This window comes from Thermostichus sp. MS-CIW-26 (assembly GCF_054059115.1).
In genome coordinates this window covers 22,252-37,462 of record NZ_JBSSBV010000022.1, presented here as the reverse complement: position 1 = coordinate 37,462, position 15,211 = coordinate 22,252, and the positions used below count along the sequence as shown (strand labels likewise).

The window sequence follows — 15,211 nt, the reverse complement described above, 5'->3', positions numbered from 1 at the left end:
TGGAGATCTAGGCGCCCGCAGTCACCGGCTCCGTTTCTCGAACGCGCAGCTTTTCACAGGGGATGGTGTCTGCCAGAATGGAGCTGGCCATCATACCCGTGTGAATCTCCAGTTTGGCTCCGGGCACCGCCTCAAACAGCAGCCGCTGGCCTGGAAAGACCACCCGCTCAAAGTACCAGTTTTCGATATTCGTGATGCGAACCACCTGAATAGAGCTGGTCGCATTGATGTAGCTACAGGTTATTCGCTCTGCTCGTTTTTTATCGGGGATTGCATCGAGTGTTTGCATAATTCAGATTACCAGCCCACGTTGCTCAGCCTATCATCTACCCTAACACCGTCTGGGGATCACTGCGGTAGTCTGCGATACGGCGATCCCAACTGGCAGAAATCAATCCTGGAAAAACATAGTCATTCATAGTCACTCCAAACTAGATTGAAACACTTCCCAAGCGTTCCGCGCCGCTTACAGAGGGAGTCATCCTTCACCCCCAGCCCCTCTCCTTTGGGAGAGGAGAGTTAGGAAGCAATGCCACGGAAAGGTCTCATTCCTGTTTAAAATGACTGTAACTTCTGTATCTTACCTTACCGTTTCGATGTCCAGAAGGGTTCTGCAATTCAAGGCAGATTTGAGGTAGGATTTCTCCCCAAGTTGGGGCAATTTCTCATAGAAAATCTCCACAGAGTAGTAGTCAGGATTACATTTTTCCGTTCCCTTGGAGTTTGGGGATCAGGGCTCTTGGATCCTCGATCCCGTCGTCGGCTGCGGCGAGGATTGGCCGGGATCCCAGTTCAGGCCCTCCACCCGCAGCTCCAGAGCCCCCGACTGGCGCACCGGATTGTACTGCAGGCTAAAGCCATAGGTGCGGCGGTCGTAGCCCAGGCGATAGACGACATCCACCTGCTGGCCCGACTGCAAATCTACCGTTGTCTTTGCCCCTACCCGCAGCGGGCCGTACAGTTGTTGCAAAAAGCCCAGGACGAGCTGTTCCCGCGTGGTGATGCGGTCGAACAAAAATGGCGAGGCTCCGGCCAAAAAACCGTTGGAGTAGGTCACCCTCAGGTTGGTGTAGTCGAAGGTATCGGCCACAAAAGCCCCAATCACCGCATCAATGCCAATACTGCCGGCAGTATAGCTCTGGGCTCGGCCATTGGAGTAAAAAGACTGGCTGCTGCTCACACCGGTGCTGAGCCAGATCCCTTGCTCGATGGGCAGAGCGGAAAAGCGGGGTGGGGGATCCGCCGCCGTCTTGGGAGGGCTCCAGAGGGGAAAGGAGCGATTCAAGGTTGCCCCCAGTTGCAGGCGGGAGAGCTGAATGCGGTCGGTGGTGTTGGCTAAGGCCAACTCCGGATCCGTGTCGATTTCATCCGGCTGCCCCAAGGCATCAATGTAGTCGACGGCTATGCGGTAGCTGAGATCCAAGCCGGTATTCCCTAGGCGCAGGGTGGGTGAGCGGTAGCTGGCACCGAGGCGGTTTTCCACAATTTGAAACCCCAGGCGACCGCTGAAGAAGCGTTCCCGATAGGCGTAGGTGTAGGCGACTTCTCCACCATCGCCGGTGGTGATGCGGTGTTCGACCTGGGCTCGCAAGCGCTGAGCAAACTCCTGGAAGACGATCCCCCGCAGCTCGGCAAACAGCGAGGTTTGAGCGTTGGCTTCCGGTTGCCGCCAACGAAAATCGGCCCGCAGCCCGATCCCATCCAAAAGGCCCTGCTCACTGCCCCAAAGACGTTGTGGATACAGTTGCGGGGAGAGCACCAAGCTCACGTTGGGATCCCGCAGCAGCTCGAAGTTGGGTTGCAGGATCAGGCCCCGTCGCAATTCTTCTCGGTCGAAATCGTCGTAGAAGATGCTGACCGGAGGCTGACGGTTCAACGAGTCGAAGCGCAGCCGAATGGGCAGGGGCAGAAACAAGACCTGGTCGAAAACCAATTGCCCCGCCTCGGCAATCAGCAGGCTGGAACCATCTGCCTGAAGAGTGGAGGTCACCCGTGGGCTGCGAATCTCCAACTCCGGCGGATCCAGCGGGTCGTTGGTCAGCCGCACCTGTTCTCCTTCCCAGGTGGTGGCATCGAAGCGGATGCGAACGGCACGAAAGCGCACCAGCCGCTGCGGAGAGAGGGCGGCTGCCGGGGATCCACTGGCCTGCAACTGGCCAATATCCACCTGCCCGAAGGCCTCTTCCAAAAATCCCCGCTCTTGCTCAAAGTCGTATTCTAGGCGGGATCCCTGAATGCGCTGCCGATCCAGTTGAATAGAAACATTGCCCTCGGCCACAGCCCGCCGCTGTCGCAGCTCAATGCGCAGGCGATCCGCCCGCAACACAGAGCGACCCAGCCGCATCTCCACATTGCCTTCCGCCTGGAAAACTTCCGCCCGTTGGTCGAAGGTTTGCCGATCAGAACGCAGCCGTAACGTTCGGTCGGCAAGGGCGCCGAGGTCGGTCGTACTTATGGGCTGGGCGACCCCCTTCTTCTGGGACTCCACCTGAGCCGCAGCAGGGCCGGCAACTGCCAACCCCAGCACCCCCAAGCAGAGCCAGAGCAACCGCAACCCTCTCATAATCACCCGGCGCAAAACTTCAACACAGATCCCCTACGGCTTCCCCAGCCCGCTAGCTTGTGGCCAACTGGGAAAGGTTGAGGACTCGGTTGAGCTTGCCGCTGCGGTAGCCCTCCAAATCGAGACTGACATAGAGATAGCCGAAGGATTGCAGGGCCTTGACCAGCGCTTCCAGATTGGTTTTCTGCACAAACTCCACGATCTGATCCGGAGGAAGTTCGATGCGGGCGGTGTCCTTCTCCGAGCGTACCCTGACCTGCCGCCAACCCAAGCTGCGCAAGTAGCGCTCCGCCGCTCCCACCCGACGCAGCTTCTCAGGGGTGATTGCCTCCCCGTAGGGAAAGCGAGAGCTGAGGCAGGGTTGGGCCGGTTTATCCCACCAAGACAGCCCCAGGTGGCGAGACAATTGCCGCACCTCCAGCTTGCTCATCCCCACCTCCGCCAAAGGGGAACGCACGCCGCGCTCCCGAGCTGCCTGTGTCCCCGGTCGGTAATCGGCCAGATCGTCGGCATTGAGACCATCCACCACATGGTTATATCCCTGGGCTTGGGCCAACAGGCGCAAGGTATCGTGCAAGTGACTTTTGCAGAAGTAACACCGGTTAACAGGGTTGGCGGCGTAGCTCGGATCCTCCAGCTCGTGGGTTTCGACGATCTGATGGCGGATCCCGATTTGCCGAGCCTGCTGAATTGCTTCTTCCAAATCTTCGGGCAGCAGCGAAGGAGAAGCAGCGGTGACAGCCAGGGCCCGCTCCCCCAACTGATCCCAGGCCAACTTGGCCACCAAGCTGCTGTCAACTCCCCCCGAGTAGGCCACCAAGACCTGCTCCATCTCGGCGAAGATCTGGACAAGCTGCTGGAACTTGTGCTGCAGGACGGGATCCCACTCCAGCAGGAGGTTGGCCGTTGTTCCTCCCTCTCCCGGGGGGAGAAGGTCGAGACGAGAAGCGGTTGGGCCTTGGGCTGTGCTCATGAAGACAGAAGATGCCAAGCGTTTGGATAACCAGGCAAGGATGCCATCTCGCTATTGCCGGCAGGAGAAAAGCCGGTTGCTATCAGGGGCAGGGATCCCCCCTCTTTCTATTCTTTCCCAGAGATCCCCGACTTTCCAACGCTTCTCCCCAGCATGGGATGCGGGATCCCTCAAGGAAAAGTAGACAATTGGGCAATCTATCCGTAGTCCGCTGACCTGCTGTCGCGATGGTGCTATGCCTCCGGCACCCTACCGGGAACCGCACCGCTTCGCGATACGCTGAATAAGATGGGTTGCAGTGGCCCCTTATAATTTTTTCTGGGTTCTCTGCCGCAATTGACCTCACAGCTTTTTCCGGCGACACTTGCTACAGCCAATGCAGAGATATCTACTTGGTTATAGGGATCCCACCTATCTTGCAGAACTTCATGAAACTTAGAAAAAGCGGTACCCCTCTCCTAGCGCACCATGGCTTTGCAACTTGAACCCGCTAGCCCGCCAGAAGTGGCCGTTTATCAGCCCTATTACGCCGTTGCCCGCCGACAGTACCTAGCCCTCGCGGTGGGCCTCTACAAAAAAGCCAGCCTGGAAGGGCAGAGGGCCATCGAGGGGGAAGAGCCTGTCCGCTTCTTGGCCAGTTGGCATACGTCCCCGTTGCCTTCGGATCTGACGGTGGTTCAGGTCATCTTTGCTCAGGATGCAGATCTCACCTATCAGCTCTCCATCGCCAACTACGAGTTTGTGGATTATCTGATTGATGTCGTCTCTTTGGTGCAGCGCGGACAACAGCCGGATTTCTCCACCGCCTTTTACAAGAAACTGATGCGATATGAAGATTGATCTGGGTTGCTCAGCCACCATCACCCTCTACGACACCACATTGCGGGATGGGGCCCAGCGAGAGGGTCTATCGCTGTCGGTGCAAGACAAGTTACAGATTGCCAAGCTGCTGGATCGGCTGGGGATCCCGTTTATTGAAGGGGGCTGGCCAGGAGCCAATCCCAAGGATGTGCAGTTTTTCTGGCAGATGCGGGAAGAGCCCCTAGAGCAAGCCGAGCTGGTGGCTTTTTGTTCTACCCGCAAGCCGGGGCGGCGGGCGGCAGACGATCCCATGCTGCAGGCCATTTTGGCGGCGGGCACCCGCTATATAACCGTCTTCGGCAAGTCTTGGGATCTCCACGTCACCGAGGGCCTGGGCACCACGCTGCAGGAAAACCTAGCCATGATCCGCGACACCATTGCCTATCTGCGATCCCAGGGGCGGCGGGTCATCTACGATGCCGAGCACTGGTTCGATGCCTATCGCCACAACCCCGACTATGCCCTGCAAACCCTGGTGGCGGCTGCCGAGGCAGGGGCGGAGTGGCTGGTTCTCTGCGATACCAATGGCGGATCCCTGCCCCACGAGATTGCGGCGATCACGGCAGCTGTCTTGGCAGAATCCCATCACCTGCAGCACTTGCCCCTAGGGATCCACACCCACAACGACTCCGGCACTGCTGTGGCCAATGCCCTGGCGGCGGTGCAGGCAGGGGCGCGCATGGTGCAGGGCACCATCAACGGCTATGGGGAACGCTGCGGCAATGCCGACCTGTGCAGCGTCATTCCCAACTTGCAACTGAAGCTGGGCTATCGCTGTCTGCCGCAAGAGAAGCTGCAACACCTGACGGAGATCTCCCGCTCCATCAGCGAGGTGGTCAATTTGGCCCCGGATGACCATGCTCCGTTTGTGGGCCTATCGGCCTTTGCCCACAAGGGCGGGATCCACGTCAGCGCCGTTCAGAAAAACCCTCTCACCTACGAGCACATCGCCCCGGAGCAAGTGGGCAACTGTCGCCGCATCGTGGTCTCAGAACAGGCGGGGCTGAGCAACATCCTCCACAAAATGGCCGGATTCGGGATCCGGCTGGACAAGTCGGATCCACAGGCGCGCTTGATTTTGGAGCGGCTGAAAACCCTGGAGCTGCAGGGCTACCAGTTTGAGGCGGCTGAGGCCAGCTTTGAGCTGTTGGTGAGGGGGTTGTTGGGTCAGCGCTCGCATCCGTTTGAAGTGCTCAGCTTCAACGTGACGACCACCACCCGCTCCGATTGGAACAGCAAAGACTGGGATCCCAGTGGCGAAGCAACGGATGTGCAATCTTTGGCGGCGGTGAAGATAGCGGTGCAGGGGCAAACTCGAGTGACAGCGGCGGAAGGCAATGGGCCGGTGGCTGCTCTGGATGGGGCGCTACGCAAAGCGCTGCTGGAGTTCTATCCCCAACTGGAGGCGATTCACCTGTCTGATTACAAGGTGCGCATTTTGGATGGGCGAGCCGGCACCTCGGCCAAAACGCGGGTGCTGGTGGAGTTTAGCGACGGTCACCGCCGTTGGACCACGGTGGGGGTTTCCACCAACATCATCGAGGCCTCCTGTCGGGCTTTGGTGGAGGGCTTGGAGTACAGCCTGCTGCCGCCCAGCTCTCCTTTGCCCGCTTCTGCAGAGCACCGTTCTAACGACTCCGTCCGAGTAGCGCAAACGGCAATGGCCGCACCAGCGGCCTCTTCTTGACTATGGCCTACAGCTCGATGAGGATCATCGGCCTGACGGGCGGAGTGGGCACGGGCAAATCCACGGTGGCCCGCATCCTGGAGCAGCACGGGATCCCGGTGGCCGATGCCGATCAAATGGCCCGCCAGGCCTTGGCGGTGGGATCCCCCATTCGCGAGCGGGTACTGGAACGCTATGGGAAGGCCATCCAAACACCCTCCGGGGATCTGGATCGCCGGCGGTTGGGCCAGATCGTGTTTGCAGATGCCGCTGAGCGGGCTTGGCTAGAGGCCCAAATCCACCCTTTCGTTAGAGCTCAACTGCAAGATTTTCTGTCCGCGTTGGCGGAGCAGAGCTCTAAAGTCCATGGGGTGCCGCTTGAGGAAGAGCCTGCCTCCCAAAAGCGTAGCGGGGTAGGATTTTCTTCTGGGCAGGGATCCCAAACCGTTTGTCTGATGATCCCGTTGCTGTTTGAAGCCCACCTGCAGGGGTGGGTGAATGAAATTTGGGTGGTGACTTGCACTCCAGAGCAGCAGCGGCAACGCCTTGCTCGCCGGGATCTTCTTACACCGGCAGAAATCGAAGCTCGCATCGCCAGCCAGTGGCCTTTGGCGGAAAAAGTGCGCCGTGCCGATGTGGTGCTGGACAACTCCGGATCCCTGGCCGAGCTGGAAGCCCAGGTGAAGCAGGCTTTGGCGTTAGAGAGGCCATTTGCCTCACCTCGGCAGGCCGGATACAGTGACGGATAGGGGATCCCCTACGCCCCGGTGGGACGGAGGGTAGCCATGTACGGGTGGGTTGAGGGAGAAACGATGCAGGAAGCAGGCTGCGTTGGCGAGACGGAGTTTGCTCAAGCTCTGGCCGCGCGGGAGCGGGAAATCCAGCTTTTGCGAGAGCGCAATCGCATCTTGCAGGGCCAGATAGACCTTCTGGAGCTGCGCCAAGAAAAGCAACACCGGCAAATTCGCAGCTATGAGGCGGAGATCGAGCAGCTTTACCAAGAGAAGCAGTTGCTGGAGCAGATGATCCAGGAGTTGCCGGAGCTCTACCGGCGCAAGCTGCAGGCCCGCCTTCAGCCCATTCGCGAGCGCATCGCCGCCATCCAGGCCGAGAATCGCCAGCTTAGGAAGGAGTTGTACCAGCTCAGCTACCGCGTGCAGCACATGGATCAGCTTGACTCGCCCGGCTGGATCCAGCTTCCCTCTCTGCGTCGCCGGGATCCCAAGTCCCCTGGCCCGCCGCCGGTCACGTTAGCAGAGGGGAGCACAAAAGCTCTGCCCGCCCAGCCCCACTCTTGATGCGCAAAGAGGGATCCCTTCATCGAGGAGCCAGAATGAGAAGAGAGAAGCGAGAAGAGAGAAGTGAGGCTCTTTCCTCTTTTCTCTCTCCTCTTTGCTCTCTGCTCTCTCCTCTTCCGGTTGGGGCGCTGCTGGCAAGGACTCCGTCCCACTATCGCGACCGGAGATCTCGGAAATGGCTGCTGCCGGCAAGTACGAACCCCTTCATCTGAAATATCGCCCGCAGCGCTTTGCCGATGTGGTCGGCCAAGGAGCGGTGGTGCAAACGCTGGCCAATGCCATCCGGCTGGGGCGGGTGGCGCCTGCCTATTTGTTCTGCGGGCCGCGGGGCACGGGAAAAACCTCCAGCGCCCGCATCTTGGCCAAGTCCTTGAATTGTGAACAGGGGCCGACGCCGGATCCCTGCCAGGCGTGCAGCCAATGCCGCGCCATCACTGCGGGAGCCTCCCTGGATGTTCTCGAGATTGACGCGGCCAGCAACACCGGCGTAGACAACATCCGCGAGCTGATCGAGCGGGCCCAGTTTGCCCCGGTGAACAGCCGCTACAAAGTCTATGTCATCGACGAGTGCCACATGCTCAGCAATGCGGCCTTCAACGCCTTGCTGAAAACTCTTGAAGAGCCGCCCCCCCGCGTGGTATTTGTCCTGGCCACCACTGACCCGCAGCGGGTTTTGCCCACCATTGTTTCCCGCTGTCAGCGGTTTGACTTCCGCCGCATCCCCCTCGACGACATGGTGGCCCACCTGGGCAAGATCGCCGCCCAAGAAGGGATCCCTATCACGCCGGAGGCGCTGCAACTGGTGGCCCAACTTTCCCAAGGGGGCCTGAGGGACGCCGAACGCCTGCTGGACCAGCTCAGCCTCTTGGAAGGATCCATCACCCCGGAGGCGGTTTGGGACTTGGTGGGCGGGATCCCGGAACAGCAGCTTTTGGCTCTGATGGATGCGCTGCTGGCTCAGGATGTGCAGGCGGTGCTCAGCCAAACTCGGCAATTGTTGGAGCGGGGCAAAGAGCCCTTAGCCCTGTTGCAGAACTTGGTGGCCCTTTACCGGGATCTGCTGCTGGTCAAGACAGCCCCCCAGCAACGGGAGTTGGTGGCTGTAACGGACTCCACCTGGGCAGCTCTGCAGCAACGGGCCCCTCGCTACTCGGTGGAGATACTGCTGGCAGCCCAGAGCCATCTGCGCCAGTGTGAGCCGCAAATTCGTCAAAGCGGACAGCCCCAACTGTGGTTGGAAATTGCCCTAGTGGATCTGCTGGGCCAGCTGCGCCCAAGCATGGTGGCTGAGGATTCAGCGGAACGGAGTCCTTTCCCAGCCCTTGACCTATCTCCTGCACCCCAGAGAACTCCCCCGGACGGGACAACCCCTCCGGCCCCTGCTGCGACCATCAGCCCATCAAGCCCATCAACTGTTGGTGAGATAGATGAATTAACTGTTGGGCCTTCAGCCTCCCCTGCTGTTGCGTCGAGCCAGAAGGCAGATCGCGCTACTCGGACGGAGTCCTCGGAGCAGCCCAGAGAACCGGCAAGGGACGCCGCCACAGTCAAGCTGCTGCGCCCCCACTGGGACGAGTTCCTCAAGCGCCTCTCTCCCCTCACCAAGGCTCTGATGGGATCCGGCCACCTGCACCAAGAGACTCCTGAAGCAATTACCCTCGCCTTTCCCAGCAAGGGTCTGGTGGAAAAAGTGCGCAGCAAAGAAGCCGAACTGCGGTCGGTGCTCCACAACCTGCTGCAGCGCCCTGTGCAGCTCAACTTGATTGTGCAGCGGGGGCCGGATGTTTCCATTCGCGTCAGTGGGACGGAGTCCTCGGCATTGCCCAGCCGAGAAAAAGACCTGCCCCCCGCCCCCGTGGCCCCGGATCCTGTCACCACGCCGGGGTTGCAGAGCGATAGCACCAACAGTCATGCTTCCTCAAGGGAGCCCAGAGCAGAACCGCAGAGCCACGGCCTTGCCCGGCGACAGCAACATTCCCCTTCTGACTCCAGCCCACCTTCGCCAGAGCCTGAGCGGGACAATCCTATGGGTGGCCCCAAGGTGGCCGGCTTGGCAACCCAAGGACTTTCTCCCGCCGGTGCGAACAAAGTGCTCCGCACCGCTGTCGCGACCGATTCTCCAAGTCGTGCAGAGCGCCGCGACACCCTGCACGGTGGGCAGTCCTTCGAGCTAACCCAGGAGCTGGCGGAGATTGCCCGCCGTTTTGCCGACCACTTCAACGGCAGCTTGGTGGATTTGGAAGGGGTGTTGGGGGCTGACGTGACGGGATCCACGGAAGAGCTCTCCTCAATAGAGGCTATAGAAGCCGAGGGATCCCCTGACCTGCTCTCCGGTGAGACCTACGGCTCGCCAACAGGAGCAGAGCCGTCCGCGTCAGCGGGGCGGAGTCCTCATCCCGTAGACTTTCCCAATGCAGTAAGGAATCCGTCCTACCGGCGTGAGCAGTCTTCTCAGCTTGCCGTTCGCCTCAGCGGGACGGAGTCCTTGGAGGAGGAGGTGCCTTTTTAAGCGCTATCTAGCGCTATCTTAAGTTTGATAAAGCCAGCCTCATCTTGCCGACGATGACCTTCCCCATCTCCCCCCTAATTCGCTACGCTGTGCAGGCTCTGTACTGGGGACTGGTTCTGCCCCTACCCATCCTGCTGGCTCGGCAACAGGCAACACCTCTTGAGCTGGGATCCCTTTGGATTGCTCTGCTGCTGGGATGGGGGGTAGTCCTGGGATCCCTGAGCCAGCAGATTCAGTTGGACGAAGAGGGCATGCAGGCCACCTACCCCAGTTGGGTGCCGCCTTTTGTGCGGCAGGAGTGGCAGATCCGGTGGGCCGATATCGAGCGCATTGAGCCCCGCTCCACCAGCCAGGGTGGTATGGTGTATTACTTGGTCAGCCGAGGGGGGGATCGCGTACTTTTGCCGATGCGGGTGACCAGGTTCAAGCAGCTGTTGGCTGAGATTCGACGGCACGCTCAACTGGAGATTGGCGGGCTGCGCCCCTACGTTCAGCCTTGGATGTACGGGCTCCTAGGATGTTTTGCTCTGCTTCTGTTGCTCTGGGATGGGATGGTCGCCATCTGGGTCTGGGCAAGTCCGGTGGGAACCTAGCGCAACCACAGACGGTTCCGGGTCTAGCCATCCCGACAGGGATCCCAGCTCCAGCGGGCGGTTGCAGTCCAGCTCCCGCCCACGCCCTTCTGCGCAAGCGTTGCGGAGCAGCAGGATGGAAATTTGGAGCAGGTTGGAAATGAGCTGATACATTTACGCTGAACACTGCTGAACATCACTGTTCAACTATGCAGCGATAGCATTCTGTTTGTTTCCATTCGCGTTAGCGGGACGGAGTCCAAACAGAATGGCGGTATCCCGCAAAGCTTTGAGTAGAATACCCAAAGCGCAGTTTCCGTGTCGTCTTACTACCAATTTTCTGCTTTGCTTTGGCTACCATGTTGGCAGACTCGAAAGTAAACAGAAAGATCAACTGGTAGTAATCCGTACTGAACATATTATACATTATTTTCAGTATAGTTGAGCTTATTATTGACTAGAGTCATGCTCCTCCGCTGGGCGACCCCTGGTGGCGGTGGGGGTATCCTGAGAGCAGTGGAACTTAGCCCCCTCTTGCCAGCTCTTCCCCTTCGCGACAGCGGTGCGGAGCACTTTGTCTGGGATCCCTGCTGCCCCTTCTCTGGAGAGGTTGAGTTTTGAGCAGGTCAACCTCTCCGCCTCTTCACTGGCCCTGCTGGACCATTGCCCCCGCCTGTTTCGCTATGTGTACCTGGAGCGGTTGATCTGGCCCGCTGCCAGTGTTTTTGAGCACGAGCTGGAGCAGAGGCGCGGACGGCAGTTTCACCGTTTGGTGGAGTGGCACAGCCGCGGGCGGCAGGTGGAGCCGCGTTTGTCCGGCCTGGATGAAGGGGTGCAGCAGTGGTGGCAGGTGTTCTTGGCCAGCTCCCATGCCCATCCCCAGGGACGGGTGTTGGCGGAGTTGCCCCTGTGGCAACGGATTGAGGGCTTTAAGTTGATAGCCCGTTTGGATCGGCTGGTGATTATCCCCGGATCCCTGCACATCCTGGACTGGAAAACTGAGCGTCAACGTCCTCGCGATGAACAGTTGGCCCAAGACTGGCAGGTGCGCCTTTACCCTCTGCTGCTCTGCGAGGTGGCCCAGCAGCTGCCCCTGGAAGGCCCTTTTGAGCCGGAGCAGGTGCAACTGACCTTTTGGTATGTGCAACATCCGCAGCAGCCCTTCCACCGGTATTACAGCGCCGCCGCCTATGAGCAAGACCTGGCCCACCTAAGAGCCACTCTGAACCACCTGCGGCAACTGGAGGCGCAAGACTTTCCCATGACCCCCCACACTGAGCGCTGCAACAGTTGTCTGTTTCGCTCCCGCTGCCATGGGCTGCTACCGGAAGGGATCCCCTCTCAAGACCTCACGGATTGGGTCTGGCCAATGCAGGAGCCCGCGCCGCCTGAGGATCCCATCCCTGATACCTATTGAGGGCCGGGGCAGGAGCTGTTTTGGCAGCAACCCATGCATACTCTATTATGGGGCCGTTCGCGATAGCGAGACGGAGTCCTTTGTTCCCAACGTTTCCCATCTGGAAAGGCTACGGCCAGGGATCCCCGTTTGCAGGGCTGAGCGTGGAACTGGTGCCCCTGGTGTGGAGGATAACTGCAATTTTCTCGGAGACTTGCATACTGGGTTAGATGGTTTTATCAGCGCTGTCAACTGTGATCGCGAGTGTCATCTCCAGTACTTCCACCGTCCGGGATCCCGACTGGGATGTAGAAGTGGCGGGCCTCTACAAGCGTTTTGGCGATTTTGTGGCCCTCAATGGCATTGAGCTGAACATTCGGCGGGGGGAGTTTTTCGGCCTGCTGGGCCCTTCCGGCTGCGGCAAGACCACCCTGCTGCGCATCCTGGCCGGCCTGGAGATGGCCGATGCTGGGGAAGTGGTGATTCGAGGTCGCCCGGTAGGCCACCTGCCCGCCCACAAGCGCAACGTCAACACGGTGTTTCAGAGCTATGCCCTTTTCCCTTTTATGACGGTGGAGGACAACATCGCCTTCGGCCTGCGCATGCGGGGTGTGCGGGGGGAAGCTCTGCGCAAGCGGGTGGCCGCTGCTATGGAATTGGTGGAGATTGCAGCTCTGGCCAAGCGGAAGCCCCATGAGCTGTCGGGGGGACAGCAGCAGCGGGTGGCCTTGGCTCGGGCTTTGGTGAACGAGCCGGAAGTGCTCTTGTTGGATGAGCCGCTGTCGGCGTTGGATGCCAAGTTGCGCAAGCAGCTTCAGGTGCAGTTGTGCGAGTTGCAGCGCCGCCTGGGCATGACCTTTATTTTCGTTACCCACGACCAAGAAGAGGCTTTGGTGACCAGCGACCGGGTGGCGGTGATGCGGGCGGGGCGCATTGAGCAAGTGGGCCTTATCGATGAGGTGTACGAGCGCCCGGCGACGGCCTTCGTAGCCGACTTTTTAGGGGCCAGCAACCTGATCGAGGGGATCGCCTGTGGGACGGACTGTGTGGATACGCCCTTGGGAAAGCTGAAGGTCTTGGGGATCCCGGCCAGCTCGGAACCGGTGCAATTGGCTATTCGCCCGGAAAAGATCCAGCTCTCTCGCAGCGGCTGGGATCTGCTGCCCAACCAGGTGCCGGTGCGGGTGGAAAACCTCATCTACACTGGGGCTGAGAACCAATACCTGTTGCGGACAAACCAAGGTCAGCAGCTCAAGGCCACGGCCCTCAACACCGATATTGAGGATGCAGGGTTTGAGATCGGCGCAGCGCTGGTGGCCCACCTACCCCCGAAAAGCCTAATCCGTTTGCGACCGGATCCCCGTCAGGAGGAGACTGGATGTTGAAGCTGCCATCTCCTGTGGGCAAGTGGATCCCTGGCCAAGCCCAGGTGCGATTTGGGGAGCTGCTCACCCCTTGGCAGGAGTTGGGGCGCAGCCTAATTTTTGCTGGGCCAGGGGTGCTGTGGGTGATGTTTTTTCTGGTGCTGCCGGGGCTGTTGCTGTTGGTGTGCAGCTTTCTCAGCCGCGGGGAGTTTGGCCAGATTCAACTGCCCCTGACCCTGGAGAACTATCTGCGCATTCTCGGCTTTGGCCCCTTGGGATGGACGCCCATCTACTGGCAGATCTTGGGCCGCAGCCTGCTGGTGGCGGGGGTGACCACCTTTTTTTGCGTGCTGCTGGCCTACCCATTGGCTTTCTTCATTGCCGCCCACCCACCCCGACAACGGGATCTGTTGCTCACCTTGGTGGTGGTGCCCTTTTGGACGAACCTGGTGATCCGCACCTATGCCTGGATGGTGGTGCTGGCCCCGGAAGGGTGGCCGGCTCGCTTGGCGGCCTGGCTGGGCTGGATCCCACCGCAAACGGCTCTGTATCCCAGTTGGCTGGCGGTTTATCTGGGCATGGTCTACACGTTTTTGCCCTACATGGTCTTGCCCCTGTACACGGCGGTGGAGCGCATCGATTGGCGGCTGGCGGAAGCGGCACGGGATCTCTATGCCAAGGGTTGGCAGGTCTTTTGGTGGGTGCTTCTGCCCCAGACCTTGCCTGGACTGGCGGCGGGCCTCATTCTGGTGGGGATCCCGGCTTTCGGCATGTTCGTAGTGCCGGATCTGTTGGGGGGCAGCAAAACGCTGTTGATCGGGAATGTGATTCAGTTGCAGTTTGGCTCCAGCCTGGACTATCCTTTCGGGGCGGCCCTCAGCTTTTTGGTCACCGGCCTCACCCTGGGGTTGATCTACGCCTACAGCCGCTACGCTGGCACCCGCAGCCTAGAAAATCTGGTTTGAGGAGCTGCTGTGGGCTTTGAGCAGAGCCGCCAATTGCTTGCGCATCAGGATCCCGGGCTTATCGGTGAGCATGTGCTGTTCGGTGCTGAGGGTGAGAGGAACGTCGGGATCCGTGGTCTCCAAAATGGCTTTATCTTCCAAAGTTACAGCCCGGTCAAAGCGGATAACCTCGGCGGCTGGGGTATCGGCTTCGGTGTCGTTGCGCAAACAAAACTGCACCACTTGGGAGGCTCGGTCGTTGATGGGGGTGGGGATGTTGACGATGACATGGCTGCGGCCATTGGGGTAGCGGATGTGAAGGTGGTTGGTGAAGGGCAAATGCCAGGTTGAAGTGGTGGTGCGCTCGGTTTTGGCGGCAGCAATGCCCAGGTTTTTTTGTTGCAGCTCTGGGTTGGCTACACCGAGCACTGTGCGGGTGCGGATCCCGTAGTCCAGCTCCTCGACCTCGAAGTGGCTGGGTACCAAGTCTTCCATACTGCCAAAGGTGTTCTGGTGTACAAAGCTGATGTGGGCGGCATCGAACTCGTTCTCGCAGATGCGCAAGCTGGCACATTCCCAGCGTTCGTAGAACTCGTGGATGAGCCGGTAACTGGAATCCTCGGCTTCTGGGATGACCGGGATCCCCCGTAGAGGCTGGGGATGCAAGCACACCCAAGCATAGCCATAGCGGGCCTGGCAGAGATAGGCGGGAATGCGGTAGCTCTCTGGGATGCGGGCCTGATCCGGCAGTTGCGGCACCTTGACACAGGCTCCCGTGCCATCGAACTCCCACCCATGGTAGGGGCAGCGGATATGGTCATCACAGACGATTCCCTTGGACAATTGCGCCGACCGATGACAGCAGCGATCTGCGGCTGCCTGGGGCTGTCCGGCTTTGTCCAGCCAAAGGACGATCCTCTCTCCCAGCAGCTCGAAAGGTTGCGGGGATCCCTGCTCCAATAGGCTGAGGGGCATCACCGGATACCAGAAGCGCCGAAAGACAGGATGCTGGGTCACCAACATGGCAAAACCATCTGTGTCGTGTGGCCGGATTCTGTATAGCAA

Annotated in this window: 13 protein-coding genes; 9 read left to right on the top strand and 4 right to left on the bottom strand. The window is 59.7% G+C overall.

Annotated elements, in window-relative coordinates; translation table 11 throughout:
- Positions 1-7: 7 nt before the first annotated feature.
- The 3 genes from ACVWZU_RS08825 to larE all read right to left on the bottom strand — a co-directional run bounded on the left by ACVWZU_RS08825 (position 8) and on the right by larE (position 3,536).
- Positions 8-292 (bottom strand): DUF1830 domain-containing protein, encoded by a 285-nt coding sequence (locus tag ACVWZU_RS08825; RefSeq protein WP_457402739.1) that lies wholly within the window; start codon positions 290-292, stop codon positions 8-10.
- A 438-nt stretch (positions 293-730) separates the two neighbouring features.
- Positions 731-2,563 carry a DUF3769 domain-containing protein gene (locus ACVWZU_RS08820; protein ID WP_457444429.1) on the bottom strand — a complete coding sequence of 611 codons (1,833 nt, stop codon included), beginning with the start codon at positions 2,561-2,563 and terminating at the stop codon, positions 731-733.
- Between the two features lie 52 nt (positions 2,564-2,615).
- Positions 2,616-3,536 (bottom strand): ATP-dependent sacrificial sulfur transferase LarE, encoded by a 921-nt coding sequence (larE, locus tag ACVWZU_RS08815; RefSeq protein WP_457444427.1) that lies wholly within the window; start codon positions 3,534-3,536, stop codon positions 2,616-2,618.
- 468 nt (positions 3,537-4,004) lie between these two features.
- On the opposite strand from larE, the gene ebsA reads away from it, so the two are divergent.
- The 9 genes from ebsA to ACVWZU_RS08770 all read left to right on the top strand — a co-directional run bounded on the left by ebsA (position 4,005) and on the right by ACVWZU_RS08770 (position 14,167).
- On the top strand, positions 4,005-4,376 hold the full coding sequence (ebsA, locus tag ACVWZU_RS08810) for a type IV pilus biogenesis protein EbsA (RefSeq protein ID WP_414343182.1): 372 nt from the start codon (positions 4,005-4,007) through the stop codon (positions 4,374-4,376).
- Positions 4,366-6,084, top strand: a complete 1,719-nt coding sequence (gene cimA / locus ACVWZU_RS08805; RefSeq protein WP_457444425.1) for a citramalate synthase — start codon at positions 4,366-4,368, stop codon at positions 6,082-6,084. The genes ebsA and cimA overlap by 11 nt, the downstream gene beginning before the upstream one ends.
- Before the next feature lie 17 nt (positions 6,085-6,101).
- A complete protein-coding gene (coaE, locus tag ACVWZU_RS08800; RefSeq protein ID WP_457444442.1) occupies positions 6,102-6,812 on the top strand; it encodes a dephospho-CoA kinase in 711 nt (236 codons plus the stop codon).
- 36 nt (positions 6,813-6,848) lie between these two features.
- Complete coding sequence (locus tag ACVWZU_RS08795; RefSeq protein WP_457444423.1) at positions 6,849-7,361, top strand: hypothetical protein; 513 nt, start codon at positions 6,849-6,851, stop codon at positions 7,359-7,361.
- A 175-nt stretch (positions 7,362-7,536) separates the two neighbouring features.
- Positions 7,537-9,870, top strand: coding sequence for a DNA polymerase III subunit gamma/tau (locus ACVWZU_RS08790; protein ID WP_457444421.1), 2,334 nt, complete (start codon positions 7,537-7,539; stop codon positions 9,868-9,870).
- A 53-nt stretch (positions 9,871-9,923) separates the two neighbouring features.
- Entirely contained in the window at positions 9,924-10,463 is a 540-nt protein-coding gene (locus ACVWZU_RS08785) for a hypothetical protein (RefSeq protein ID WP_457402684.1), read from the top strand.
- 541 nt (positions 10,464-11,004) lie between these two features.
- On the top strand, positions 11,005-11,859 hold the full coding sequence (locus ACVWZU_RS08780) for a PD-(D/E)XK nuclease family protein (protein WP_457402686.1): 855 nt from the start codon (positions 11,005-11,007) through the stop codon (positions 11,857-11,859).
- Between the two features lie 224 nt (positions 11,860-12,083).
- Positions 12,084-13,223, top strand: coding sequence for an ABC transporter ATP-binding protein (locus ACVWZU_RS08775; protein ID WP_148202818.1), 1,140 nt, complete (start codon positions 12,084-12,086; stop codon positions 13,221-13,223).
- Positions 13,217-14,167: an ABC transporter permease gene (locus tag ACVWZU_RS08770; protein ID WP_414342559.1), complete on the top strand. Its 951-nt coding sequence runs from the start codon at positions 13,217-13,219 to the stop codon at positions 14,165-14,167. Before ACVWZU_RS08775 ends, ACVWZU_RS08770 begins: the two co-directional genes overlap by 7 nt.
- Here ACVWZU_RS08770 and ACVWZU_RS08765 read toward each other — a convergent pair.
- Positions 14,150-15,169 (bottom strand): aromatic ring-hydroxylating dioxygenase subunit alpha, encoded by a 1,020-nt coding sequence (locus tag ACVWZU_RS08765; protein WP_457444419.1) that lies wholly within the window; start codon positions 15,167-15,169, stop codon positions 14,150-14,152. The genes ACVWZU_RS08770 and ACVWZU_RS08765 overlap by 18 nt on opposite strands.
- Positions 15,170-15,211 lie beyond the last annotated feature (42 nt).

Bases quoted from the DNA above. Each gene is read 5' to 3' on its own strand.
- ACVWZU_RS08820 (WP_457444429.1), bottom strand. From the start codon at position 2,563: ATGAGAGGGTTGCGGTTGCTCTGGCTCTGCTTGGGGGTGCTGGGGTTG.
- larE (WP_457444427.1), bottom strand. From the start codon at position 3,536: ATGAGCACAGCCCAAGGCCCAACCGCTTCTCGTCTCGACCTTCTCCCC.
- ebsA (WP_414343182.1), top strand. From the start codon at position 4,005: ATGGCTTTGCAACTTGAACCCGCTAGCCCGCCAGAAGTGGCCGTTTAT.
- cimA (WP_457444425.1), top strand. From the start codon at position 4,366: ATGAAGATTGATCTGGGTTGCTCAGCCACCATCACCCTCTACGACACC.
- coaE (WP_457444442.1), top strand. From the start codon at position 6,102: ATGAGGATCATCGGCCTGACGGGCGGAGTGGGCACGGGCAAATCCACG.
- ACVWZU_RS08795 (WP_457444423.1), top strand. From the start codon at position 6,849: ATGTACGGGTGGGTTGAGGGAGAAACGATGCAGGAAGCAGGCTGCGTT.
- ACVWZU_RS08790 (WP_457444421.1), top strand. From the start codon at position 7,537: ATGGCTGCTGCCGGCAAGTACGAACCCCTTCATCTGAAATATCGCCCG.
- ACVWZU_RS08785 (WP_457402684.1), top strand. From the start codon at position 9,924: ATGACCTTCCCCATCTCCCCCCTAATTCGCTACGCTGTGCAGGCTCTG.
- ACVWZU_RS08770 (WP_414342559.1), top strand. From the start codon at position 13,217: ATGTTGAAGCTGCCATCTCCTGTGGGCAAGTGGATCCCTGGCCAAGCC.
- ACVWZU_RS08765 (WP_457444419.1), bottom strand. From the start codon at position 15,169: ATGTTGGTGACCCAGCATCCTGTCTTTCGGCGCTTCTGGTATCCGGTG.